This is a genomic window from Enterobacter cloacae complex sp. 370H10, from assembly GCF_050031535.1.
Lineage (GTDB): Bacteria > Pseudomonadota > Gammaproteobacteria > Enterobacterales > Enterobacteriaceae > Enterobacter > Enterobacter intestinihominis.
In genome coordinates this window covers 2991860-3015706 of the sequence record NZ_JBLGWG010000001.1, presented here as the reverse complement: position 1 = coordinate 3015706, position 23847 = coordinate 2991860, and the positions used below count along the sequence as shown (strand labels likewise).

The following is a 23847-nucleotide window of genomic DNA, read 5'->3' as shown; positions in this document are numbered from 1 at the left end:
GCTGATATATCAGTTTTGTGACACCGCGCAGGTGAGAAGCCAGGCGGGGCCTGGCTTGGGATTATCAGCGCAGCGCGTTCGCAATCGCGCTAAACATCAGCGACGCTTCCAGCGGCTGGGCGCTGAATGACGGTTCTGCCTGCGGCCAGGTGGACCACTGGACGATAACCAGTTTTTCTTTCTGATTAACCACGATCATCTGACCAAAAATACCCAGCGCCCACAGGGAATCCTTCAGCGAATTTTCGACTTTCGGCTCCACGTTAGTGGCGGTGGCCGGCACTTCGTTGTTCCACCACTGGTAGCCGTACAACCCCTTCGGATGCGCCTCGGACACCGATCCTTTGGCCTGTGTCCAGGCTGAGGACTGCTTCACCCAGCCCTCGGGGAGGATCTGCTTTCCGTCCGGCAGTGTACCGTTATGCAGTATAAACTCCCCGAAACGCCCCCAGTCTTCCAGCGTGGCGTTAAATCCATGCGCACCCACGTCGTGCTGGCCTTTGCTGTAGGCATGCCACACGCCGTCGCTCGCCATGCCGTACGGCTGCCAGATGCTTTTCTCCAGATACGCCGCGAGCGTCATGCCGGTGGCGCGCTCAAGCACATCGCCTAACAGCCAGGCGCCACCCGAGGAATAGGACCAGTTTTCACCCGCCGGGTGTTCACGGTGTAATCCTTTCACCAGGGTGCGCACGCAGTCGTAGGTGCCCGGTTTCGCTTCGCATTCGGTAAGCCGGGCGAAGTCTGACTGCGGGTTAGTGTAATCTTCGTTCCACGCCACGCCCGAGGTGTGGGTGATGAGCTGTTTCAGCGTTACGCCCTCCCAGGCGGTGCCTTTTAAATCCGGTTCGTACTGGGTGATGAGGTCGTCCAGTGAGTGGATTTTACCCTCTTTTATCGCAACGCCCACCAGCGCGGAAACCACCGATTTGCCCACGGAACGCGACGTCCAGAGCGTTGAGTTGGTATTGCCTTCTCCCAGGTATTTATAGGCCACTTTGCCATTTTTCAGCACCAGCATGCCGCTGACGTTCTGGCGTTTCAGGTAATCCTGAAGATTGTAAATCTTACCCTTCACCTGATAGCGGGCATCGGTGAGCGGTTTTTCTGCGGGCAGCAGCGGCGTTGCGTTGCCGTGGCGGAACACATCGCCTGCGTAGTTGCGGTAGTCATTGCGAAAGCCCACCACGCGATCGGCCTGGCTCCAGGTGAGCATGGTATGTGCGTCCGGGAGTCTGGCATCGAAAGGCGTCGGACAGGTCGTGAGGTCGGTACCGTTGCAGGCCGCCATGACGGCGGGCGAGAGCAGGCTGCTGACAACCAGCGCCGCGAGCAGCGTGCGGTTTGTTTTGATTTTCATATTTATCTCGTTTGGCTCAGGAAGGACTTCAGTTTAAGAACCTGCGGCCTATAATAAAAAACGCGTTATGGGGGAAAATCCCCCGGAAAAATCGCGTGGAGAATGACGTGGCATCCCTGATCTATTCCTTTGCCCAACTTGAGGCGTTCACCGCCGTCGCTGAGCACGGCAGCCTGATGAAGGCGGCCAGTAAACTCGGCAAAGATCGTACAACCTTGCGGGATCTGATCGATTTTCTTGAGGATGGGCTGGGCTACGCTCTGTTCCTGCGGGAGGGGCGCAGCCTGCGCCTGACGCCGGAGGGGGAGCAGCTTCAGCGGCAGGCGCACCTGCTGATGCGGCAGGTCAAAGCATTTGAGGCGTTTGCCCGATCGGTGCCGGACAGCGCCACGCAGGACATTGCACTCGTTTACGATCCGTTCACCCCCAGAGCTTTTTTACAGGCGCTGATTGCCACACTGGCGGCGAAAAAGATCCGCCTGAGCCTGACCAGCGCATCGCGCGATGAGGCGGAAGCCATGCTGGCGAACGGTCAGGCCGATCTGGGGATCTGCCAGGCGCGCAACCGCAGCGTGGGCAATGAGATGGAGTGGCGGGCGCTGGGGGCGATCGAAATGGATTTTTACGCCGCAACGACGCTTTTTGCGGAGGTTGCGTCGCCGGTGTCGCTGCTCGATCTCTCTCTGGTTCCGCAGGTGATTATGCATGCCGCGTCAGACGAGCCGGTTGCCCGTCGCCTGCAAATTTCAGGGCACACGCTTTTCACTAACGAACTGGAGATGCTGCGCGGCCTGCTGGAGAAAGGGTGCGGCTGGGGGTTTTTGCCGACCCATCTTCACGCAACGCAGTGGAAAAATGTAAAAAGGCTGCCCACCGAAGTGGGCAGCCAGGGGATAAGCCAGACGATAGTCACCATCTGGAAGCCGGGCAGCGACAAGCGCGGGCTAATCAACGATACGCTCTCGCAGCTTCCGGCGTTATGGAAACGCTCAGCGCTGTGAACACCCTTTGCACTGTTTATTCTGGATCTGCTGGAAGAAATCGTTGCCTTTGTCATCCACCAGGATAAACGCCGGGAAGTTCTCCACTTCAATTTTCCAGATCGCTTCCATACCCAGCTCCGGATACGCCACGCACTCCAGACTCTTGATGCTGTTTTGCGCCAGCACCGCCGCCGGGCCGCCAATGCTGCCGAGGTAGAAGCCGCCGTGTTTATGGCAGGCGTCCGTCACCTGCTGGCTGCGGTTACCTTTCGCCAGCATGATCATGCTCGCACCGTGGGATTGCAATAAGTCCACGTAGGAGTCCATACGCCCGGCGGTGGTTGGACCTAAGGAGCCAGACGCGTAGCCTTCTGGCGTTTTGGCCGGGCCTGCATAGTAAATCGGGTGATCTTTGACGTACTGCGGCAGGGCTTCGCCGTTATCGAGCAGTTCTTTCAGCTTCGCATGGGCGATGTCGCGCGCCACAATAATGGTGCCATTCAGCGACAGGCGGGTGGAGACCGGGTGCGCGGAAAGCTGCGCCAGAATATCGGGCATCGGCTTGTTCAGATCAATGCTTACCACGTCGCCTTCTCCCTGCTGGCGCAGGGATTCAGGAATATACTGGCCCGGATTGTGCTCCAGCTTCTCAATCCAGATCCCCTCGCGGTTAATCTTCGCCTTGATGTTGCGGTCGGCGGAGCACGAAACACCCATGCCGATCGGGCAGGAGGCACCGTGGCGCGGCAGACGGATCACGCGAATATCGTGGGCGAAGTATTTCCCGCCAAACTGCGCGCCAAGGCCGAGGTTTTGCGCTTCCTGAAGCAGTTCCTGCTCGAGCTGGACGTCGCGGAACGCCTGGCCGTGCGCGTTGCCTTCGGTTGGCAGGCTATCGTAGTAGCGCGCAGAGGCGAGCTTGACGGTTTTCAGCGTGGCTTCCGCTGAGGTGCCGCCGATAACGAAGGCGATATGGTAAGGCGGGCAGGCCGCGGTGCCGAGGGTCCGCATCTTCTCAACCAGATAATTTTTCAGCTTCGCCGGGGTGATCAGCGCTTTGGTTTCCTGATACAGATAAGTTTTGTTGGCGGAACCGCCGCCTTTCGCCATGCAGAGGAATTTGTACTCGTCACCATCCACGCTGTAGAGGTCGATCTGCGCGGGCAGGTTGGTGCCAGTATTCACCTCTTTATACATATCCAGCGCCGCATTCTGCGAGTAGCGCAGGTTGTCTTCAATATAGGTGTTATACACGCCCTGGCTCAGCGCTGCTTCGTCACCGCCGCCGGTCCAGACGCGCTGGCCTTTCTTACCCATAATAATCGCGGTGCCGGTATCCTGGCAGGTCGGCAGCACGCCTTTCGCCGCAATCTCGGAATTGCGCAGGAATTGCAGGGCGACGTACTTATCGTTCTCGCTGGCTTCCGGGTCGCTCAGAATAGCCGCAACCTGCTTCTGGTGAGAGGTGCGCAGCATAAACGCCGCGTCGTGGAAGGCCTGCTGGGCCAGCAGGGTCAACGCCTCTGGTTCGACTTTCAGCAATTCCTGACCGTCGAACTCGGCAACGGAAACGTGCTCTTTGGTCAGCAGATAATATTCGGTGTCGTCATGCGCGAGTGGGAAGGGGTTCTGGTAGATAAAGGGTTTGTTTGACATAGCTTGCTCCACAAAAATTTAACCGCCGGAGGAAATGTCCGGCGGTCAGAAATCAGAACATCATGGACATCCACGGGTAACCAATCAGCAGCAGAGCTGCCAGGAAAATGGCACCGAAGATGGTGCCGAGGCGCCAGTAGTCTTTGGTTGGCAGGTAGCCGCTACCGTAGTAAATCGGGCTTGGGCCAGTACCGTACGGGGTGATGATCCCCATCACGCCCAGCGAGGTCACCATCAGCAGGACGAACACTTCCATATTCATGCCCGGAATGGTGGAGGCAATCGTCAGCATCGCTGGCAGTAGCGCGGTAGTGTGCGCGGTGGTGCTGGCAAACAGGTAGTGCAGCAGGTAGAACGCCAGCAGCAGGACGATGGTGGCGACACCCGGAGAGATACCGCTCATCAGCATGCCGCCTTCTTTACCCAGCCAGCTGATAAAGCCGGTGGAGGAGAGACCATCCGCCAGTGCCACCAGGGTGGCGAACCAGACGAAGGTATTCCACGCGGCTCTGTTGCCGGTGATGTCGTTCCACTCCAGCACGCCGGTCCACAGCATCAGGCCAACGATCAGCAGGGCAGCCATGGCCGGTTCAATCCACGCCGCGGCGAAGATCCACATCAGAAGCGCGCAGCACACGAACACCAGCAGCAGGATCTCATTGCGCGACAGTTTGCCCAGTTTTTCCAGTTCGCGGGTCGCCCACAGTGGTACTTCATTGTTTACCTTCACTTCTGGCGGGTAGAACCAGTAGGCCAGCAGCGGCATGGTCAGGATCAGCAGGATACCCAGCGGCAGGAAGGCGAGGAACCAGGTCCCCCAGGAGATATCAATTCCAACGGTGCTTTTCACCAGCGCCAGTGCCAGCAGGTTAGGTGCCAGAGCGGAAAGGAACATCGAGCTGGTGATACAAGCCGCGGTGATTGCCACCCACATCAGATAGGAACCGATTTTGCGCGCGCTTGGGTCGTTGGGTTTTGAACCGTACAACGGCGGCAGGTTAGCGATAATCGGGTAGATGGTCCCGCCGCTGCGCGCGGTGTTGGACGGGGTGAACGGGGCCAGCAGCAGGTCCGCAAACGTAATGGCGTAACCGAGCGTCAGGCTGCGACGGCCCAGGTACTTCACCAGAATCAGTGCCAGACGGCGGCCGAAGCGGGTTTTGTCGTAGCCTGCGGCGAACATAAAGGCACCGAAAATCAGCCAGACGGTGGAGTTACCAAACCCGCTCACCGCCCATTTAAAGGAGGCGCCCGCCAGCTTGAATTTCGGGTCAGCCAGCTGTTCGGGGCTAAAGAGCACCCACTGGCTGCACAGCGCAATCGCCACCACGCCGGTGAGGCCGATTACGGCGCCCGGCAGAGGTTCGAAAATCAACCCGACGATGACGCCAACAAAGATGGCGAAGTAGTGCCACGCATAAGGCGGTAGACCTTCCGGAACGGGGACAAACAACAGCAGGACGGCGACAATGACGGGCAGGGCCATCATCAGCAGGCGTTTTGCTGTTCCATTTGATGCCAGATTCGCCGCAGGAGGCGTTACAGCAGTTTTTGTTTTCATAGTTTCACGTCTTAAGTTGTCAAAAATTCGTCGTACAGCGAAAACACAAATTCGATTGCTTTATTCGTTTTGCTTTTTTTAGTTATTTAAGGTGCGTTTTTGTGTTTTCAGTAATAGCGATTTAACGCATTATTGTTTGCGCTAAATAAAAAATGATGATGTTTTTATATTGCGCCTTTGGATGCCATTACTATTGATCGCGATCAAAAAAACAGAATTGAGGACGTAATTTTATACTTTCTATAATAACCACTCTGAGTAGTGTGGTTATTCGCTATTTTTAAGCATTTTATTTATCAATTTTATAACATTATTAATTTGGGATGTGTTTTAAGTTTTGATTTTAAAGGGTTTTTTATGTGCTTGGTGTATTGGCTTTACCATTGTTTATTTAACTTTTTTTAAATTAATGTGAACATATAAAACATTCACGCTAACACCAATGTGTTATTAATGTTATCGCAGGGATTAAATAGTTTATTAACTAACGTAATGGCTTTAGAAACTAAAAAAAGCTTTATATTAATGTCATGACATCGGCAAAAACACGAAATAAAAAATCCATACCGATAACGAATTCTTAATTTTTAAAGTTTGGAGTTTCTATTATGAGCACTAACGAACGTATTTTAAGCCCCTTCACATTACCGAATGGTACTGAACTGAAAAACCGTTTGTTAATGGCCCCGATGACAACCTGTACGGGGTATTACGATGGCACCGTGACCAGCGAGCTGGTGGAGTACTACCGTGCCCGCGCTGGCAGCATCGGCACCATTATCGTTGAATGCTGTTTTGTTGACGATCTCGGCCTTGCGTTCCCGGGCGCAATTGGTATTGATAACGACGAAAAAATCGCCGGACTGGCAAAAATCGCTGACGCCATTAAGTCCAAAGGTTCCAAAGCCCTTCTGCAAATTTACCACGGCGGCCGTATGGTCGACCCAAAACTGATCGGCGGCCGCACGCCGGTTGGCCCAAGCGCGGTTGCCGCGCCGCGTGACGGTGCCGCGACGCCGGTTGCTCTGACTTCAGAAGAAGTGGAAGGCATGATCGGCAAGTTCGGCGAAGCCGTACGCCGCGCAATTCAGGCCGGCTTCGATGGCGTCGAAATCCACGGGGCGAATACCTATCTGATCCAGCAGTTCTACTCCCCGAACTCTAATCAGCGCGACGACGAGTGGGGTGGCAGCCGCGATAACCGCGCGAAATTCCCGCTGGCGGTGCTGGACATTACCCACAAGATGGTGCGCCAGTATGCGGACGACGCGTTTATCATTGGCTACCGCTTCTCACCGGAAGAGCTGGAAGTCCCCGGCATTCGCTTCGAAGACACCCTGTATCTGCTGGAAAAACTGGCCGCTCGTGGGGTGGATTATCTGCACTTCTCCCTTGGCGCCACCCTGCGTCCTTCTATCGTCGATACTCAGGACCCGACGCCACTTATCGAAAAATACTGCGCCATGCGCTCTGACACGCTGGCGCAGGTACCGGTGATGGGCGTTGGCGGCGTGGTGAATGCCACGGATGTGAATGAAGCGCTGGATCACGGTTACGACCTGATAGCCGTTGGTCGCGCTACCATCGCCTATCCGGACTGGACCGATCGCATCGCGGCGGCCGAAAGCCTGGAGCTGTTTATGGACAGTACCCGACGCGAAGAACTGAGCATCCCGGAACCGCTGTGGCGCTTCTCGCTGGTGGAAGCGATGATCCGCGACATGAGCATGGGCGAATCTAAATTCAAACCGGGCACCTTTATTGAAAAAGTGCAGGACGATGCTAACGAACTGGTGATTAACGTCAGCCTCGAAACCGATCGTATTGCCGATATCGAACTGGCCTCCGGCCCGAGTGAAGACGTCGAGTTTGTCACCAGCTTCGAAGAGATCCGTACCCGAATTCTGGATGCCAATACCCCGCACGTGGATGCTATCACCGGCGCAACCAGCCAGAGCGAGGCGGTGAAAAAAGCGGTCTCGAAGGCGATGCTGAAATCCAGCAAAGCGCTGGCGGCAGAAGAGGGCGCTGACCCGAATGAGACTAAAAGCGTGGACGTGGTGGTGGTCGGCAGCGGCGGTGCCGGTCTGGCGGCGGCGATTCAGGCGCATGACGAAGGCGCGAGCGTGCTGATCGTTGAGAAAATGCCGACTATTGGCGGGAACACCATTAAAGCCTCTGCCGGTATGAACGCGGCTGAGACCCGCTTCCAGCGCGTGAAGGGCATTCAGGACAGCAAAGAGCTGTTCTACCAGGAAAGCCTGAAAGGCGGTGGCAATAAGAACAACCCTGAACTGCTGCGTCGCTTTGTCGAGAACGCGCCGGAGGCCATAGAATGGCTGGCAACGCGCGGCATTATGCTCAACGACATCACCACCACCGGCGGGATGAGCATCGACCGTACGCACCGTCCGAAAGATGGTTCCGCGGTGGGCGGATATCTGATTAGCGGCCTGGTGCGCAATGTCAACAAACGCAACATCGAGGTGATGCTGGATACCTCCGTGAGCGACATCATCTTCGAAAACGGCGAAGTGACCGGCGTGCGTCTGACCACCGAAGAGAACGAAACCCTCACCGTGGCAACCAAAAGCGTAATTGTCGCGACGGGCGGCTTCAGCGCCAACAGCCAGATGGTGGTGAAATACCGTCCGGACCTGGAAGGGTTCGTGACGACTAACCACAAAGGCGCAACCGGCGGCGGTATCGCGCTGCTGGAGCGTATTGGCGCAGGCACCGTCGATATGGGCGAAATCCAGATCCACCCAACCGTTGAGCAGAAAACGTCGTACCTGATTTCCGAATCCATCCGCGGCGGCGGGGCGATTCTGGTAAACCAGCAGGGCAACCGCTTCTATAACGAAATGTCGACCCGCGACAAAGTCTCGGCACAAATCATCGCGCTGCCGGAGAAATACGCTTACATCGTCTTTGACGAGCATGTTCGCGCCAAAAACAAAGCCGCGGATGAGTACATCGCGAAAGGGTTTGTCACCAGCGCCAGCTCGCCAAAAGCCCTGGCGGAAGCGCTGGGGATGGATCACCACCAGTTCCTGGCAACGCTGGAACGCTACAACGGCTTTGTGGAAAAACAGCATGACGATGATTTTGGCCGCACCACCGCGCTGCGTGCGCCTATCAACGAAGGGCCGTTCTATGCCATTCAGATTGCGCCGGGCGTGCACCACACCATGGGCGGTGTGACCATCAATACAGAAACCTGCGTGCTGGACAGCAACCACAACGTATTACCGGGAGCGTTTGCTGCGGGTGAGGTTGTCGGGGGTATCCACGGCGGTAACCGCATCGGTGGTAATGCGGTGGCAGATATCATTATTTTTGGTACGCTTGCCGGACATCAGGCGGCTATGCGTTCGAAAACACGGTAAGGCTCCTGTTTCCCCGGCGGCGCGGTGCTTGCCGGGGCTACATCTGAGGACTTATGCAATGCCTGATAGCCATCGCGTTTACAGTTACAACGCCGTTCTGATGGGCTCGCCCATCCTCCTGAAACTCTTCTCCCATGACGAAGCCCTCGCGTCCCGCGTGTTTCGCCTGATCAAACAGTACGAAGATCTCCTCACCGTCAACCGTGCGGATTCGCAGGTGATGGATGTCAACCATGCTGCCGGTCAGCATCCGGTTGTCGTCAGTCGCCCGGTGTTTGACCTGATCCGCTGCGCGAAAGCGGCCAGCCTGCCTACAGACAGTGCGTTCAACCTGGCGATAGGTCCGCTGGTCAAACGCTGGAAAATTGGCTTTAAGGGGGACGCTGTACCGCCCGCGGACGAGATCGCCGCCTTGCTGAGTATCACGGATCCTGCGAACGTGGTACTGGATGACGCCAACAGCAGCGTGTTTCTTACACGCCAGGGAATGGAGATCGATCTGGGGGCTATCGCCAAAGGTTATATCGCCGACAGGGTGCGGGATTACTTGCATAAAGAGGGCGCCGAACTCGGGTTGATCAACCTTGGCGGCAACGTCCAGACGTTAGGCTCGCCGGAGGACGGCTGGCACGTCGGCCTGAAAAAACCGTTCGCCGGTGATGCGCTGATTGGCGCCATAACGGTAGAAAACCGGTCGGTTGTGACGTCAGGCACCTATGAGCGCTACTTCGAGCAGAACGGCAAACGTTATCATCACATACTTGACCCGCGTACCGGCTACCCGCTGGATAACGAACTGGACAGCGTGACGATTATTTCGCAAGACTCCCTCGACGGCGATATCTGGACCACGCTGATCTACGGCATGGGCGTGGAGCAGGGCTGCGCCGCGCTGCGTTCGCGCCCCGATATTGAAGCCATTTTTGTCACCAAAACAAAAGAAGTGGTGATCTCCTCGATGCACCACTTCCGTTTTACCCTTCTTGACGACAGCTACCGAATTACTGGCAGTACTGTTTGAGCAGGCCGACCTGTTCCGGCTGCAAACGGTAGCGATATACCGGTCGACCGGTGGCGCCGTAGTGAATGCTGGTGAACAGGATATTGATTTGCGCCAGCCAGATCAGGTATTTGCGGCAGGAGACGCGGGAAATGTTGACTGCATTCGCCAGATCGTCGGTGGAAAATTCTATCTCCGGATGGCTGTCGATCCACTGGCAAATGGTGCGCAGCGTCTGCGGCGTTAAGCCTTTCGGTAATTTTTTGCTGTCGGCCAGCTCCGGCGCGCCGCCGTGGATCAGCCTGTCGACGTCGGCCTGTTCATAATACTGATGCGAGCCCATCAGACTGCGCTTTGCCTTCCAGCCGTTCAGCGCCTCTTCAAAACGCGGGAACTGGAACGGTTTAATCAGGTAATCCACCACGCCATAGTGTATCGACGTCTGGATCGTTGCGGCGTCGGATGCTGACGAAATCATGATAACGTCAATCGGGCGGCCCGATGCCCGGATGATGGGCAATAGATCCAGCCCGTTATCCTGCTGCATATAGACATCCAGCAGCACCAGATCGATCGGCTGGCCTGGGTTTGCGATCAATGCTTCGGCCTGGTTGAGCGTGGAAGCGACGCCGCAGCAGTTAAAACCCTCAACGCGGTTAACATACAGACGGTTGAGGTCGGCTACCATGGCGTCATCATCGACAATTAATACATTTATCACGCGATATTCCTCTCGCTATCCCAGGGGATCTGAACAAAAAATTGGGTAAATACGCCAGGCTCCGACTCGACGGTAATATCTCCGCCCAGGTTCTGGATCTGCTGACGTGCAAGGAACAGCCCAACGCCACGGTTTTCACCTTTTGTTGAGTAGCCCTTTGTAAAAATAGCCTCCAGCCGCTCGGGATCAATGCCGGGACCGTCATCGCTGACCTCACTGCTCAGCCAGCCGTTCTGATAATGCAGCAGCAGGCCGATCTCGCCTTCCGGCTGACCTTCCATCGCATCCAGGGCATTTTCGATTAAATTGCCCAGCACGGTGATCAGAACCGCAACCTGCTCTTCATTGCTTGTGTCAGGAAGCTGACTCTCCTCCGCCAGCGTCAGGGTCACTCCCGCCTCTTTGGCGCGGTTGATTTTACCCAGCAGGAAACCCGCAATGACCGGCGATTTAACCTTGCGCTGTATCGCGCCGATATCCGTCTGATAATTCTGTGCGGTCTGGATGATGTACTCTTCCAGCTTATCGTAGCGCTTCATGTGCAGCAGGCCGAGGATCACGTGTAGCTTGTTCATAAACTCATGCGTATGTGAGCGCAGGGCATCAACATAGTTGACCATACCATCGATACGCTGCATTAACTGGCTGATTTCGGTCTTATCGCGGAAGGTGCTGATTGCCCCGATGACCTGATTCTGGCTTTTCACGGGGACCATGTTGCACAGCAGTAGCCGTCCGTTACAGCCGATCTCTTGATCCTGACGAGCAATGCCGGTTTTCGCCACTTCCCGCAGGCTGACCAGCAGTGGTTCGCCGCTGCTCTCGGAGTGCTCACCCGAGCTCAGGAGCAAAATTTCTCTGGCGGTGTGGTTAATCATCGTCACGCGCCCGTGCATATCTACAGCCATCACGCCTTCGCGCAGGGACTGCAACATGGCCTGGCGCTGCTCAAAGAGGGCGGAGATCTCGTAAGGCTCAAGCCCGAAGAGAATACGTTTCAGAACCCGGACCAGACCCCATATCGCCACTGAGCTCATCAGAACGCTGAATAAGATGGTCCACACGGCATTGAGCCGACCGCGGGCAATCTGATCTTCAACTTTATTCAGCGAAATACCCACCACGACCACGCCGATCTGGTCGTGCCGATCGTCATAAACGGGCGTAAAGACGCGCAGTGCTTCCGCGAGTGCGCCGCGGTTCACGGAGACATTCTCTTTCCCTTCGAGGGCGGGCGTCAGATCGTCGCCAATAAAATGCAAACCTAACAGCGCTTCGTTTGGATGGGAATAGCGGATCCCACGCAGGTCGGTAACCACGGTAAACAGCAGGTCGTTGCGCTTCGTCACCGCCTGGGCAATCGGCTGGATGATGCCGGCCTGCGGCGATTCCATCAGGCCACGCTTGATCTCCGGGCTGTCGGCCAGCGTTCGGGCGATACCCAGCGCGGTATCTTTCACGTCATCGCGCGTGGCACGGGTGATCTGCACAGAGTACAGCGCGAAGACCACCAGCAGCACAGAACCGATAATGGCGCACACCATCAGCGTAACCAGCGTATTCAGCTTCATAGGGCGCTTGCGCGTCGGGGGGAAGGGCTGCAAATCGCTCATTAACACTCCGCGATGAAAAAGAAAGGGCTAATTATCGCTGATGACGGGCATTTCATAAAGCCATGTAAAGAGAGGCGTTTCGTGAGCCTTCTCTCATGTGACCTGTATAAAACACTTTATAGTGTGGGGGTACTCATAATAAGGAGGCAGTTTATGAGCATTATGCTTACCGGTACGGCCAGGGAAAGACGGCACGCCAGCACGATGAACATCGACAGATTATCTACGCTGGATATGCTTAATGTCATACACCAGGATGACGCACAAATCTCTTCTGCACTTACCCCTCACTTAAGTATGCTGGCTCGCGTGGTGGATAACGCGGCGGCGACGCTTAGTCACGGCGGACGTCTGGTGCTGATCGGCGCAGGCGCGTCCGGAGGCGTGGCGAAGCAGGCGGCAGAAGCGTTCGCGCCGGGAAAACATCCGGTCATTGCGATGACAGCAGGCGATAACGCCGGAAGCTACGCGCGCGGCGTTGCCGACCTTCAGACGATAAAATTCGGCGAGCACGACATGATGCTGGCGCTGTCCGTCAGCGGCAAAACGCCATGGGTTTGGGGCGCGATGCGTCATGCGTGGTCTCTGGGCTCAACGGTCGCGCTCATTACGGAGGATGCGCAAAGTGAAGCGGCGCAGCTGGCGAGCATGGTTATTGCCCCCGATCTGGGCGCGGATGTGGTTGCCGGGTATACCAACGCCAAAGCGGGCATTGCGCAAAGCATGATAATGCATATGGTCACCACCGGTCTGGCGATACGGACAGGACGGGTGTACAGCAACCTGCGTGTTGATCTGGAGGCAAGCAATACCAGATGGGCCGAGCGACAAATTGCCATTGTAATGGAAGCGGGGGGATGCTCCCGGGCGCAGGCGAAGGCGGCGCTGGAAAGCTGTAACCATCAGTGTAAAACGGCGGTGCTAATGGTGCTGACGGGTATGGATGCCTGGAAAGCGCATGAATTACTGGCACAGAATAACGGGTTTGTTCGCCTGGCCTTGCAGGAAGCGCCGTAATATTTCAGCGTCAAATAAAAAAAGCCCGCGTTGCGGGCTTTGCTATTTATGGGGATCAGAACTGGTAGATCATACCGATGCCAACGATGTCATCGGTTGCAATACCGTTGTCACTGTAGAAGGCATCATCTTCGTCCAGCAGGTTGATTTTATAATCAACGTAGGTGGAGAAGTTCTTGTTGAAGCTGTAGGTCATGCCCACGTCGATGTAGTTAACCAGATCCTGGTCTACATAGTCATAACCATTGCCTGGATGATAATCGTTACCACCCAAATCGATGCCTTTTGAATAGACCCACGCCAGGGATGGACGCAGACCGAAGTCAAACTGGTACTGCGCTACGGCTTCAAAGTTCTGAGTTTTGTTGGCGATGCCATCGTTGCCGTACGGAGTCATGTTGCGGGTTTCCGCATACATCATTGCCAGGTAGACATCATTCGCATCGTATTTTGCACCGATTGTCCACGCTTCCGCACGTTCACCGCCGGCATATTTGCTGAAGCGATTATAGGTACCTGCGCCGTAAGCAACCTGGTCGTTGGTACGGTCAGACGATGAATAAGCGGCACCCAGCGACAGACCGAAATCGAAGTCATAGGTAGTTGACATACCGAAGCCGTCGCCGTTCTGGAAACGAACATCATCATGGCCGTTTTTGGTGCCTTCCTGATTTTCGTTTGCGTTAGCACCTTCATTAGCACCCTGATATTGCAGTGCAAAGTTCAGGCCGTTAACCAGACCGAAGAAGTCATTATTACGGTAGGTCGCCACACCGTTAGTACGGCCAACCATATAGTTGTCGGTCCAGGTATAGGAGTCACCACCAAATACTGGCAGCATATCGGTCCAGGCTTCAACGTCATACACGACGCCGTAATTACGGCCATAATCGAATGAGCCATATTCGCCGTATTTCAGGCCAGCAAAGGCCAGACGGTTAAAAGAGGTGTCGCCTGCGCCCTCGGTATCGTTAGCGTAGGTTTTATATTCCCACTGGCCGTAACCAATAAGATCGTTATTAATTTGTGTTTCGCCTTTGAAACCAATCTGGACATAGGTTTCATCGCCGTCGTCGCCTGGGTTGTCGGAGAAGGTATGACGTGCATCAACTTTACCGTACAGGTCAACTTTGTTGCCGTCTTTGTTATACATTTCCGCCGCATTTGCTGCGCCAGCCATTAATAACGCGGGTACGAGAATTGCCAGAACTTTTCTTTTCATTATATATTCCCTTTAAATATAAATTTTCTGAATATATGTAATTACCCTCCGTAACTACATGGCTGATACTATTCTATGGATTATTATTTAGGTTCAAAAATAAATGTAATTAAAGTGGTAAAAACATTACAAAATATTTCTTTTTATCTCTTTATTTTTCGCATGAATTAATTCATTGAAAATATAGTGGGTAATTATTATTAAGTATTTCGAAATTCTATTTATTAAGGATTTTGATTCGGGTGTATTATAATTCACTCTCTTTTGAGCAACGGGATGGGATGATGGAACTTGCGCAGTGGCAGCACCGTTTTGAGCGCTGGCTCGACGAAAATCATTTTACTGATGATGCGGCGCACGATATCGCCCATTTTCGCCGCGTCTGGATGACGGCGCAGGCCATTATGGCTGACGGGGATTGCGATCCGCTGGTTGTGCTGACCGCATGCTACTTCCATGACATTGTCAGCCTGCCGAAAAATCACCCGCAGCGTAGTCACTCCTCGCGGCTGGCAGCGCGAGAAACGCGCCAGATCCTGAGCCGCGATTTTCCTGATTTTCCGCCCGATCGGTATGCGGCCGTTGAGCATGCCATTGAAGCACACAGCTTCAGTGCCGGTATCGCGCCGCAAAGCCCGGAGGCCAAAACGGTCCAGGATGCCGACCGGCTGGAGGCGTTAGGCGCCATCGGCCTTGCGCGCGTCTTTGCCGTGTCCGGTGCGCTGGGCACCGCGTTGTTTGATGCCGACGACCCGTTTGCCGGGGCGCGTGCGCTGGATGATAAAGCTTTCGCGCTCGATCACTTTCAGACCAAACTCCTGCGCCTGCCGGACACCATGCAAACCGCACGGGGACGCGAACTTGCGCGTCACAATGCCGATTTCCTGATCCAGTTTATGGCGAAGCTGAGTGCCGAATTACAGGGCGATTACCTCGGAACCGACAGCCAGATATTGACCCATTTCCGTCGCAGTGTGCGATCCTGAACTGTGGTACTCTGTTTTCTGTCTTTATTGTCCGGTTAAGAGAATGCAGGAAAATCGATCAGTGACTGTGCCCGCGCCTGAGCGGGTTGAGAAATCAACGGCAGCCGTGCAGGCACTCCTGCGTCAGCTGCTGGAAATGTATGATGCTAAAACGCTGGCAAACCAGCTGGTGGCACATGGCGAGAGCCACTGGAGCCCGGCAATACTCAAGCGGCTGCTGATAAGCGACAGGGCAGGGCACCGCCTGAGCGACGGCGAGTTCTGTTATCTGCGTAACCTGCTGCCGCACCCGCCTGCTGCGCATCCGAATTATGCCTTTCGCTTTATCGATCTCTTTGCCGGTATTGGCGGCATTCGCCATGGCTTTGAAGCTATTGGCGGGCAGTGCGTGTTCACCAGTGAATGGAACAAACATGCCGTCCGCACCTATAAGGCGAACTGGTACTGCGACCCCGACGAGCACCAGTTTAATGCCGACATCCGCGACGTCACCCTGAGCCACATAACCGGCGTCAGCGACGAAGAAGCCGCTGAGCACATTCGCAACACCATTCCGGCGCACGATGTGCTGCTGGCAGGCTTTCCGTGTCAGCCGTTCTCACTGGCTGGCGTGTCGAAAAAGAACGCGCTGGGACGCGCACACGGCTTTGCCTGTGATACGCAGGGCACACTGTTCTTTGATGTTGCCCGGATTATTGATGCCCGCCGCCCGGCAATTTTTGTGCTGGAGAACGTCAAGAATTTAAAGAGCCATGACGGCGGCAAAACCTTCCGCATTATCATGCAAACGCTGGATGAACTGGGTTACGACGTGGCGGATGCAGAGGACATGGGGCCTGACGATCCGAAAATTATCGACGGCAAACACTTCCTGCCACAGCACCGCGAACGCATCGTGCTGGTGGGATTCCGCCGCGATCTCAATCTGAAAGGCGATTTTACGCTGCGCGATTTGCCCTCGCTGTATCCGGTGCGCCGTCCGACAGTGGCCGATCTGCTGGAGCCCGCCGTCGATGCGAAATTCATTCTGACGCCAGTGCTGTGGAAATACCTCTATCGCTATGCCAAAAAGCATCAGGCCAAAGGCAATGGCTTTGGGTTTGGCATGGTCAATCCGCTTAATCCTGACAGCGTGACGCGTACGCTGTCGGCGCGCTATTACAAAGATGGCGCGGAAATTCTTATCGATCGGGGCTGGGATAAGGCGCTGGGCGAAAAAGATTTCGACGACCCTCAGAATCAACAGCACCGACCGCGGCGCTTAACGCCGCGCGAGTGCGCCCGCTTAATGGGCTTTGAGGCGCCGCAGGGCTACAGTTTTCGCATTCCGGTGTCGGATACCCAGGCCTATCGTCAGTTTGGCAACTCGGTGGTGGTGCCAGCCTTTGCCGCCGTCGCAAAACTGCTGGCCTCACGCATCAGCAAGGCCGTTCAGCTGCGTCAGAGTGAGGCCGTCAATGGCGGACGTTCACAATAAGGCCACGCGGAGTAAAAACATGCGTGCCATCGGCACGCGTGATACCGCGATCGAAAAACGGATCGCTGGCCTCCTTACCTCCATCGGGTTTGAATTCAGGGTTCAGGATGCCACGCTTGCCGGGCGTCCTGATTTCGTGATCGATGCGTATCAATGCATCATCTTTACCCACGGCTGTTTCTGGCATCATCACGACTGCTATCTGTTTAAAGTCCCGGCGACACGCACCGACTTCTGGCTGGAGAAGATTGGCAGGAACGTCGAGCGTGATAAACGCGATGTTTCGCAGCTTTACGCCCAGGGCTGGCGGGTGCTGATTGTCTGGGAGTGCGCACTGCGCGGAAGAATGAAGCTGAATGACGTGGAACTGACGGAGCGGCTGGAAGAGTGGATCTGCGGCGGTGGTCAGGCCGCGCAGATCGATACCCAGGGCATTCACCCGATCACGGTTTCTCCACCTCACACCTCGTGACAATCGGTTTTGCTGGCAGCAAATATTTACCCAGCGTGACCAGCACCACGGCAAAGACAATCACGCCCAGCGCCAGCCATTCAATCGTCGACAGCACTTCACCCGCAAAACCGGTACCCAGCAGCACGGCAACCACCGGATTAACGTAGGCGTAGCTGGTGGCAACCGCCGGTGAGACGTTGCGGATCAGGTACATATAGGCGTTGATGGCAATAATCGAGCCAAACAGCGCCAGATACCCGACGGCCAGGAAACCTGAGAGATCTGGCATTGCCGTCAGTTTTTCACCCGTCAACGCCGAGGCAATCAGCAGCACGATGCCTGCCGCGAGCATTTCAATGGCACCCGCCATCATCCCGGAGGGCAGCTCAATGCGGGAGCCGTAGACCGAGCCGAACGCCCAGCTCATCGAGCCGATCATGATCATAACGGCAGCCCAGGGGTTTCCGCTCAGGTTACCGCCGCTGTTCAGCATGATAATACCCACAAGCCCAATCGCGATGCCCAGCCATTCGAGCTTACGGGTGCGGATCCCGAACAGACGACTAAAGCAGAGCGTAAACAGCGGCACGGTCGCGACGACCACGGCGGCGATGCCCGACGGCACGTTCTGGTGTTCGGCGACGGTTACTGCGCCATTGCCCACCGCCAGCAGCAGCAGGCCAATCAGGGCGGCGTTAAGCAAGGGACGCAGCGGCGGTAGCCTGTGACCGCGCAGCAATAAAAACGCCATCAGCAGCACGCCAGCCATAAGGAAACGAATACCGGCCATCATCAGCGGGGGCCAGCTTTCCACGCCAATACGAATGACAAAGTAGGTGGATCCCCAGATGATATACAGGGAAAAAAGTGCTCCAATGAGCGGTAATAAAGGCCGAAAACGCATAGTCCCTCACGACGAAATAAAAAGTTCGCTCATAGTTAACGCCAAAACTATCGGGCTGGCGAGTGCTTTAATTGTGTTGTTAATGTGAAATTTTTGTTGACGTGAGGTGCCTGTTTCCGGGCGGTGAGTTTTGTTCCATACTATTCACTTAATTAGCAAAAAAAGAAGGATAGAGATTTTGGCAGGAAGTAGCTTATTAACATTACTGGACGATATCGCCACCTTGCTGGATGACATTTCAGTCATGGGGAAACTGGCAGCGAAAAAAACCGCCGGGGTACTGGGGGATGACTTGTCACTTAACGCGCAGCAGGTCAGCGGCGTGCGGGCGAACCGTGAGCTGCCGGTGGTGTGGGGCGTAGCGAAAGGGTCCTTTATTAACAAGGTGATCCTTGTTCCGCTGGCGCTTCTCATTAGCGCCTTTATACCCTGGGCCATTACGCCATTGCTGATGATTGGCGGGGCGTTCCTGTGCTTCGAGGGTGCCGAAAAAGTGTTGCATATGTTTGCCGCACGCAAAGAGAAAGACACCCCGGAAATGCGCCAGCAGCGTCTGGAAGCGCTGGCCGCGCAGGATCCAAAAACGTTCGAGCGCGATAAGGTCAAAGGTGCGATCCGTACTGACTTCATCCTTTCGGCCGAGATTGTGGCGATTACGCTTGGGATCGTATCCGAAGCACCGCTGATGAATCAGGTCATGGTGCTTTCGTTGATTGCCATTCTTGTAACGGTTGGGGTGTATGGGCTGGTCGGTCTGATCGTCAAGCTGGATGATATCGGCTTCTGGCTGGAAAAAAAATCCAGCGCCATTGCCCGCGTTATCGGCAAAAGCCTGCTGGTGCTGGCGCCGTGGCTGATGAAAAGTTTGTCGATAGTGGGAACTCTGGCGATGTTCCTGGTCGGCGGCGGTATTATCGTGCACGGCGTTGCTTCGCTGCATCATGCAATTGAACATCTGGCGTCGGGACATGGTTCGGTGATCGCCGCCATTCTGCCGACGCTGCTTAACCTTGTGTTGGGCTTTATCGTAGGTGTCATTGTGGTGGCAGTGGTCAAGCTGGTAGAAAAAGTACGCGGAAAATCGCATTAATTTTTGCTGACCCCGGATGCAAAAAGACCATTCCTCGTCTAAATTGAAAACGTTTCACCCTGATACAGGAGGCAGGTATGGTCTTTTTGGTCAGTGATGAAGTTAAGCCAAAGAATGGTGGTCCATGCATGATTGTCACCGGTTATTCCAGTGGAATGGTGGAGTGTCGGTGGCATGACGGATACGGCATTAAGCGGGAGGCTTTTCGTGAAGATGAGCTTCAGCCTGGTGATAAAAGGCAAAAACGCGATAAGGCTTAATCACACAACGCCCGGCCTTGCCGGGCGTTTTTACTGGCAGAAGACTTATCATATCGGATGGTGAGCGACACTCAGGGAGTGCGTGTGCAGCACAATACCTTTGTTGTAAAACAATCTTTTTTGCAGTGGCTGCATAAGCGTAGCAATCCCCGTTTGGTTGTTAACCTCTGTTTTATCGTTGTCCTGATCTTTTCCACCCTCCTGACCTGGCGCGAAGTTGTGGTACTGGAAGATGCCTATATCTCCAGTCAGCGTAACCATCTGGAAACGGTTGCCAGTGCGCTGGACAGACAACTCCAGTTCAGCGTCGATAAAATGCTGTTTTTTCGCCACAGCATGCGTGATGCGCTGGAAACGCCGCTGGCGTTTGGCGTGCTACATGATGCGGTAAAGCGTTTTGCCCGTTTGCGCGCATCCCCCACCTGGCAAATTGAGGTTGATAAACAGCGCACATTGCCGATCAACGGTGTGTCTGATGCCTTCGTTGAAAAGACCACCCTTCTGAATCGCGATGATGAGTTTCTTGATAATGAACTGTCCGCCGCGCTTGAAGTGGGGTATTTATTGCGTCTGGCATCCAGTTCTTCCGGCAACGAAGAGCGCGTGATTTATGTCTCTCGCGCCGGATTCTTTCTGGAAACGGATACGCCGGAAAATGCCAGCGATATCGTGCAGCGTTACTACTATCTGGTCACTCAGCCCTGGTTTACCCAACAGTCCGAGCGTGAGAACCGTGCGCGTGCCGTGCGCTGGTTTATCTCGCCTCCTTCCTCCTTTGTGGGCAAAAAACCGCTGATCACCGCCAGTGTGCCTGTTTATTACAATCACGTCTGGTATGGCGTGGTGGCGATGGATTTCACCTTTGCCACCCTGCGTCGTCTGCTGGTGGAGGCCGTAGGCGATAACCCGGAAGGGGAATACCAGCTGTATGACAGTCGTCTCACCCTGCTTGCGACGTCTGGATCATCTGCTGCGGACGTTAATCATTTTGACGCGCCCGAACTAGCGCAGATAGCGCACGCATTAGAATCGGATTCCGAAGGCGGCATTCGCCTGGGGAGTCGTTTTGTCAGCTGGGAGCGTCTCGACCACTTTGATGGCATCGTCCTGCGCGTGCACACCCTGGAAGAAGGGGTGCGCGGCGATTTCGGCAGCATCAGTATTGTGCTGGCATTGCTTTGGGCGCTGTTCACCGCGATGCTGCTCATCTCATGGCTGGTGATCCGGCGCATGGTCAGTAATATGTATTCGTTGCAGAATTCGCTGCAATGGCAGGCCTGGCACGACCCTCTGACCCGGTTGAATAATCGTGGGTCGCTGTTTGAGCGGGCGAAAATACTGGCGAAGCAGTGTGAACAGCAGGCGCTGCCTTTCTCTGTCATCCAGATCGATCTTGACTGCTTTAAGAGCATTAATGACCGGTTCGGGCACCAGGCGGGTGATAAGGTGTTGTCCCATGCTGCGGGGCTGATTGCCAGTACCCTGCGCACTAAAGATATTGCCGGGCGCGTCGGCGGCGAAGAGTTCTGTGTGGTACTGCCCGGCATGACGCTTGAAGAGGCGGCGGAAGTTGCAGAGCAGATCCGTGAGCGTATCGACAGCAAAGAGATCCTGATTAAGAAAAGTACTACCCTGCGCGTGAGCGCGTCGTTTGGCGTCTCTGGCGCGCAGGAGAAGGGCAATTATCACTTCGAAAATCTGCAATCCACCGCCGATGCGCGTCTGTATGAGGCGAAACAGCGCGGGCGTAACCGGGTCATCTGGCAGGATCACGTTAAAAAGTAATCAAGCCCCTCGCGCCAGCCGGCCGGTCCGGTGTGCTGAGTGCGATAAACCCGTGTGGGATCGTTGTTCTTAAGGCTGACCCCCTCCCGGTTGAAGCCTTTCACCACCACGGCGAAGGCTACGCTGTCCAGCAGAGGGGCATCATTGGGGCCGTCGCCCAGGCCCAGCGTTGTCGGGTCAAATCCGTCGTGCAGGCGATACTGTTCCACAAGCCAGTGCACCGCCACGTCTTTGCCACAGCTCGTGTCCAGAATATGCCAGAAGCGAGCACCCGGGACGATCTTCAGCCCCTGCCGGGCCAGTTCGGCTGCGAAGCGTTTCATTTGTTCATCACTGTCACGCCAGATCAGCGTCACGGAAGCCTCGTGTTTACGTGCAAGCGCCGCACGGGGACGGCTTAGCCCGGTCCATTCGGCGACCACGCGCTCATCCACATCGTCGAAGGTGGTGAATTTCAGATGCATCTCGTGGCGTACCCGGGCAATAAACTGCCAGATATCGTCATGCTTCTTTTCTGAGATGAACCGTGCGGCGTTTTCCCACCGTACGTCAGGCTGGATCACCGCGCCGTTTTCCGCAATGTAGGGCAGCCCGCCAAGGCCAAGTTCCTGCTGGATGTCACGCATTTCGGACGCGGTTTTGCTGCTGCACAGAATGACTGGTACCTGTTCATCCTGTAATCTCTTCAGCCAGGAAGCGGCAGGCTGCCAGTCGAGAGTGTGAAAATCCAGCAGCGTACCGTCGAGATCGGTAAAGACGAGCAGAGTCTCCTTTAGCGAAGGCATAACGTCTCCTGAATAATGATGTTCATCTAAGAAAAGTCTTAAAAAAATCCAGCATTGATGTCCCGTTGAAGTGGAAACGATCCCGATAAACCCACACGCAGCGCATGTTTATACTCATAACCAAAATTCACATGTATAAAATATAATATTCGCTAAGAGAATATATGCTTGTAAGACAAATCTGTTGGGGATAATGTCTTACCTGCATCAGATTTCCTGGTGTAACGAATTTACAAGTGCTTCTTGCATAAGCAAGTTTGATCCCGGTCATCCCCATGACCGGGATTTTTTTCGCCTTAGCGGTTCGTTTCCGAGACGCTAAAGTCATGGATATCCAGCTCGAATGCTTCAGCCAGTTCACGGTAGGTATGGTAATCACGACCATTGACCACGACACGGTCTGAATTATCCTCCGCGCGATGAACTTCGCACTCACTGATTTCATTAATGGCGGCAAGCAGGGCATCGACATCCACTTCCACCTCACGCTTAATGGTGTCGCTGTACTCTTTGTCAGTCTTCATGGCGGGCTCCTCATTTAACCGTCTCAACAGCTAAGTATAGACCGCACACAAAAACGCCATTCGCGTCAGGCGGCGATGCCAGCCAGGGTAATTTGTTCTACACTGGCTCAAAACCACAGGAGGAATGTATGAAGGTCAACGATCGGGTAACCGTCAAAACGGACGGTGGGCCGCGCCGCCCGGGCGTGGTGCTGGCAATAGAAGAGTTTAATGAAGGCACAATGTATCTGGTGTCGCTGGAAGATTACCCGCTCGGCATCTGGTTCTTCAACGAACTGGGGCACCCGGATGGGATCTTTGTGGAAACGGCGGAATAGGTCGGCGTCGGGGGCGTCTTCTCCCCGGCCCGGCTGCTGAAAAGCAAAATCTCTGGCCAGGCCAGAGATCAAGGTAGGGTACAACATGGCCGTGCAAATTAGCGCATATTAACGAAAATCCCATTCGTCACATTATCTGTCAGGCGTACGACATGGTATATCACTTGCTTATTATGCGTTTTAATTTTCCTTTTAATATTTCCTTTGTGTGACGATACTGTTTTTGCCTTGATATTCATCTGGTCTGAGATCTGAATTGTCCCTTGTCCAGCCATCCACATTCTTAGCATACTTGATTCAGTTCTGCTTAATGATAGGGTGGGTAAGTTAACCGCCCCTACATTCTTAACTTCTTTATTCAAATAATCGCCCAGAATGTCATCAAGCGACTCTGGTTTAATCGATTTCGAACTGATTAATAAGTTTTTACGCACCAACAAATACTCATCGAAATGAATATTAGCGATCGCCATAAAAACAATAAACAGGGTTCTGGGATGCTGATTAATGATCTGCTTAATGTGCTGACTGTTAGCGGGGTCGTGAATGAAACAGTCCTCATTAATAAACACCACGCCGGGCTTGTGAGTCTCACAAGCGGCTGCGAGTTCTTCAACGGTGTGTGCATCGTTGATGTCTCTCTTTCTTACCCCTCTGCTTGCTAAGTACCCGGTTAACCCTAGCCGGGTGTAGCTGCATAAATCCATAATGATCGTTGACATGGCATACCCTCACTCAATGCG

At 54.6% G+C, this 23847-nt stretch carries 21 protein-coding genes; 11 read left to right on the top strand and 10 right to left on the bottom strand.

Annotated elements, in window-relative coordinates:
- Positions 1 to 64 precede the first annotated feature (64 nt).
- Positions 65 to 1360: a serine hydrolase domain-containing protein gene (locus ACQG2Q_RS15005; protein ID WP_063849654.1), complete on the bottom strand. Its 1296-nt coding sequence runs from the start codon at positions 1358 to 1360 to the stop codon at positions 65 to 67.
- A gap of 95 nt (positions 1361 to 1455) precedes the next feature.
- Here ACQG2Q_RS15005 and ACQG2Q_RS15000 point away from each other — a divergent pair, with 95 nt between their 5' ends.
- Complete coding sequence (locus ACQG2Q_RS15000; protein WP_063849652.1) at positions 1456 to 2361, top strand: LysR family transcriptional regulator; 906 nt, start codon at positions 1456 to 1458, stop codon at positions 2359 to 2361.
- Here the strand turns inward: ACQG2Q_RS15000 and fumA are convergent.
- Together fumA and ACQG2Q_RS14990 are read right to left on the bottom strand one after the other, a co-directional pair.
- Positions 2350 to 3999 carry a class I fumarate hydratase FumA gene (gene fumA / locus ACQG2Q_RS14995; RefSeq protein ID WP_063849650.1) on the bottom strand — a complete coding sequence of 550 codons (1650 nt, stop codon included), beginning with the start codon at positions 3997 to 3999 and terminating at the stop codon, positions 2350 to 2352. The two genes, ACQG2Q_RS15000 and fumA, sit on opposite strands and share 12 nt — an antisense overlap.
- 52 nt (positions 4000 to 4051) lie before the next feature.
- The gene (locus ACQG2Q_RS14990) at positions 4052 to 5560 is read right to left on the bottom strand and encodes an anion permease (protein ID WP_074169620.1); all 1509 of its coding nucleotides are present in this window, start codon (positions 5558 to 5560) and stop codon (positions 4052 to 4054) included.
- A 608-nt stretch (positions 5561 to 6168) separates the two neighbouring features.
- Here ACQG2Q_RS14990 and ACQG2Q_RS14985 point away from each other — a divergent pair.
- Positions 6169 to 8949, top strand: a complete 2781-nt coding sequence (locus ACQG2Q_RS14985) for a flavocytochrome c (RefSeq protein WP_063849648.1) — start codon at positions 6169 to 6171, stop codon at positions 8947 to 8949.
- 58 nt (positions 8950 to 9007) lie between these two features.
- Positions 9008 to 9970: an FAD:protein FMN transferase gene (locus ACQG2Q_RS14980; RefSeq protein WP_032624009.1), complete on the top strand. Its 963-nt coding sequence runs from the start codon at positions 9008 to 9010 to the stop codon at positions 9968 to 9970.
- Here ACQG2Q_RS14980 and dcuR read toward each other — a convergent pair.
- A complete protein-coding gene (dcuR, locus tag ACQG2Q_RS14975; protein ID WP_022648568.1) occupies positions 9951 to 10670 on the bottom strand; it encodes a two-component system response regulator DcuR in 720 nt (239 codons plus the stop codon). The two genes, ACQG2Q_RS14980 and dcuR, sit on opposite strands and share 20 nt — an antisense overlap.
- Positions 10667 to 12283 (bottom strand): sensor histidine kinase, encoded by a 1617-nt coding sequence (locus ACQG2Q_RS14970; protein WP_063849646.1) that lies wholly within the window; start codon positions 12281 to 12283, stop codon positions 10667 to 10669. The genes dcuR and ACQG2Q_RS14970 overlap by 4 nt, the downstream gene beginning before the upstream one ends.
- Before the next feature lie 153 nt (positions 12284 to 12436).
- On the opposite strand from ACQG2Q_RS14970, the gene ACQG2Q_RS14965 reads away from it, so the two are divergent.
- Entirely contained in the window at positions 12437 to 13300 is an 864-nt protein-coding gene (locus tag ACQG2Q_RS14965; RefSeq protein WP_023300495.1) for an N-acetylmuramic acid 6-phosphate etherase, read from the top strand.
- Between the two features lie 55 nt (positions 13301 to 13355).
- Here ACQG2Q_RS14965 and ompC read toward each other — a convergent pair whose 3' ends face one another.
- A complete protein-coding gene (gene ompC, locus ACQG2Q_RS14960) occupies positions 13356 to 14522 on the bottom strand; it encodes a porin OmpC (protein WP_023300494.1) in 1167 nt (388 codons plus the stop codon).
- Positions 14523 to 14806: 284 nt separating this feature from the next.
- Here ompC and ACQG2Q_RS14955 point away from each other — a divergent pair, with 284 nt between their 5' ends.
- The 3 genes from ACQG2Q_RS14955 to ACQG2Q_RS14945 are packed head-to-tail and all read left to right on the top strand — an operon-like array spanning position 14807 to position 17457.
- On the top strand, positions 14807 to 15508 hold the full coding sequence (locus tag ACQG2Q_RS14955) for a phosphohydrolase (RefSeq protein WP_022648564.1): 702 nt from the start codon (positions 14807 to 14809) through the stop codon (positions 15506 to 15508).
- A 43-nt stretch (positions 15509 to 15551) separates the two neighbouring features.
- Positions 15552 to 16985: a DNA cytosine methyltransferase gene (locus tag ACQG2Q_RS14950; RefSeq protein WP_096216958.1), complete on the top strand. Its 1434-nt coding sequence runs from the start codon at positions 15552 to 15554 to the stop codon at positions 16983 to 16985.
- The gene (locus ACQG2Q_RS14945; protein WP_063849642.1) at positions 16966 to 17457 is read left to right on the top strand and encodes a very short patch repair endonuclease; all 492 of its coding nucleotides are present in this window, start codon (positions 16966 to 16968) and stop codon (positions 17455 to 17457) included. The genes ACQG2Q_RS14950 and ACQG2Q_RS14945 overlap by 20 nt, the downstream gene beginning before the upstream one ends.
- Here the strand turns inward: ACQG2Q_RS14945 and yedA are convergent.
- Complete coding sequence (yedA, locus tag ACQG2Q_RS14940) at positions 17429 to 18343, bottom strand: drug/metabolite exporter YedA (protein ID WP_063849640.1); 915 nt, start codon at positions 18341 to 18343, stop codon at positions 17429 to 17431. The two genes, ACQG2Q_RS14945 and yedA, sit on opposite strands and share 29 nt — an antisense overlap.
- A 175-nt stretch (positions 18344 to 18518) precedes the next feature.
- On the opposite strand from yedA, the gene ACQG2Q_RS14935 reads away from it, so the two are divergent.
- The 3 genes from ACQG2Q_RS14935 (at position 18519) to dgcQ (ending at position 21478) form a co-directional block, all read left to right on the top strand.
- Positions 18519 to 19433, top strand: a complete 915-nt coding sequence (locus ACQG2Q_RS14935; RefSeq protein ID WP_169441341.1) for a DUF808 family protein — start codon at positions 18519 to 18521, stop codon at positions 19431 to 19433.
- A gap of 77 nt (positions 19434 to 19510) precedes the next feature.
- Positions 19511 to 19693, top strand: a complete 183-nt coding sequence (locus ACQG2Q_RS14930; RefSeq protein ID WP_022648559.1) for a YodC family protein — start codon at positions 19511 to 19513, stop codon at positions 19691 to 19693.
- A gap of 84 nt (positions 19694 to 19777) precedes the next feature.
- Entirely contained in the window at positions 19778 to 21478 is a 1701-nt protein-coding gene (gene dgcQ, locus ACQG2Q_RS14925) for a cellulose biosynthesis regulator diguanylate cyclase DgcQ (RefSeq protein WP_063849638.1), read from the top strand.
- Here the strand turns inward: dgcQ and ACQG2Q_RS14920 are convergent.
- On the bottom strand, positions 21463 to 22263 hold the full coding sequence (locus ACQG2Q_RS14920; protein ID WP_096216959.1) for a mannosyl-3-phosphoglycerate phosphatase-related protein: 801 nt from the start codon (positions 22261 to 22263) through the stop codon (positions 21463 to 21465). The genes dgcQ and ACQG2Q_RS14920 overlap by 16 nt on opposite strands.
- Positions 22264 to 22559: 296 nt before the next feature.
- A complete protein-coding gene (gene yodD, locus ACQG2Q_RS14915; RefSeq protein WP_063849634.1) occupies positions 22560 to 22787 on the bottom strand; it encodes a YodD family peroxide/acid resistance protein in 228 nt (75 codons plus the stop codon).
- Positions 22788 to 22915: 128 nt separating this feature from the next.
- Between yodD and dsrB the strand changes: the two genes are divergently transcribed.
- The gene (gene dsrB, locus ACQG2Q_RS14910; RefSeq protein ID WP_003859583.1) at positions 22916 to 23104 is read left to right on the top strand and encodes a protein DsrB; all 189 of its coding nucleotides are present in this window, start codon (positions 22916 to 22918) and stop codon (positions 23102 to 23104) included.
- 98 nt (positions 23105 to 23202) lie between these two features.
- Here dsrB and rcsA read toward each other — a convergent pair whose 3' ends face one another.
- The gene (gene rcsA / locus ACQG2Q_RS14905) at positions 23203 to 23826 is read right to left on the bottom strand and encodes a transcriptional regulator RcsA (RefSeq protein WP_022648556.1); all 624 of its coding nucleotides are present in this window, start codon (positions 23824 to 23826) and stop codon (positions 23203 to 23205) included.
- Between the last annotated feature and the right edge of the window lie 21 nt (positions 23827 to 23847).

What these genes read in the sequence shown, in the direction of transcription:
- ACQG2Q_RS15005 (WP_063849654.1), bottom strand. Translation starts at nt 1,360, where the DNA reads ATGAAAATCAAAACAAACCGCACGCTGCTCGCGGCGCTGGTTGTCAGC.
- fumA (WP_063849650.1), bottom strand. Translation starts at nt 3,999, where the DNA reads ATGTCAAACAAACCCTTTATCTACCAGAACCCCTTCCCACTCGCGCAT.
- ACQG2Q_RS14990 (WP_074169620.1), bottom strand. Translation starts at nt 5,560, where the DNA reads ATGAAAACAAAAACTGCTGTAACGCCTCCTGCGGCGAATCTGGCATCA.
- ACQG2Q_RS14985 (WP_063849648.1), top strand. Translation starts at nt 6,169, where the DNA reads ATGAGCACTAACGAACGTATTTTAAGCCCCTTCACATTACCGAATGGT.
- ACQG2Q_RS14980 (WP_032624009.1), top strand. Translation starts at nt 9,008, where the DNA reads ATGCCTGATAGCCATCGCGTTTACAGTTACAACGCCGTTCTGATGGGC.
- ACQG2Q_RS14970 (WP_063849646.1), bottom strand. Translation starts at nt 12,283, where the DNA reads ATGAGCGATTTGCAGCCCTTCCCCCCGACGCGCAAGCGCCCTATGAAG.
- ACQG2Q_RS14965 (WP_023300495.1), top strand. Translation starts at nt 12,437, where the DNA reads ATGAGCATTATGCTTACCGGTACGGCCAGGGAAAGACGGCACGCCAGC.
- ompC (WP_023300494.1), bottom strand. Translation starts at nt 14,522, where the DNA reads ATGAAAAGAAAAGTTCTGGCAATTCTCGTACCCGCGTTATTAATGGCT.
- ACQG2Q_RS14955 (WP_022648564.1), top strand. Translation starts at nt 14,807, where the DNA reads ATGGAACTTGCGCAGTGGCAGCACCGTTTTGAGCGCTGGCTCGACGAA.
- ACQG2Q_RS14950 (WP_096216958.1), top strand. Translation starts at nt 15,552, where the DNA reads ATGCAGGAAAATCGATCAGTGACTGTGCCCGCGCCTGAGCGGGTTGAG.
- ACQG2Q_RS14945 (WP_063849642.1), top strand. Translation starts at nt 16,966, where the DNA reads ATGGCGGACGTTCACAATAAGGCCACGCGGAGTAAAAACATGCGTGCC.
- yedA (WP_063849640.1), bottom strand. Translation starts at nt 18,343, where the DNA reads ATGCGTTTTCGGCCTTTATTACCGCTCATTGGAGCACTTTTTTCCCTG.
- ACQG2Q_RS14930 (WP_022648559.1), top strand. Translation starts at nt 19,511, where the DNA reads ATGGTCTTTTTGGTCAGTGATGAAGTTAAGCCAAAGAATGGTGGTCCA.
- ACQG2Q_RS14920 (WP_096216959.1), bottom strand. Translation starts at nt 22,263, where the DNA reads ATGCCTTCGCTAAAGGAGACTCTGCTCGTCTTTACCGATCTCGACGGT.
- yodD (WP_063849634.1), bottom strand. Translation starts at nt 22,787, where the DNA reads ATGAAGACTGACAAAGAGTACAGCGACACCATTAAGCGTGAGGTGGAA.
- dsrB (WP_003859583.1), top strand. Translation starts at nt 22,916, where the DNA reads ATGAAGGTCAACGATCGGGTAACCGTCAAAACGGACGGTGGGCCGCGC.
- rcsA (WP_022648556.1), bottom strand. Translation starts at nt 23,826, where the DNA reads ATGTCAACGATCATTATGGATTTATGCAGCTACACCCGGCTAGGGTTA.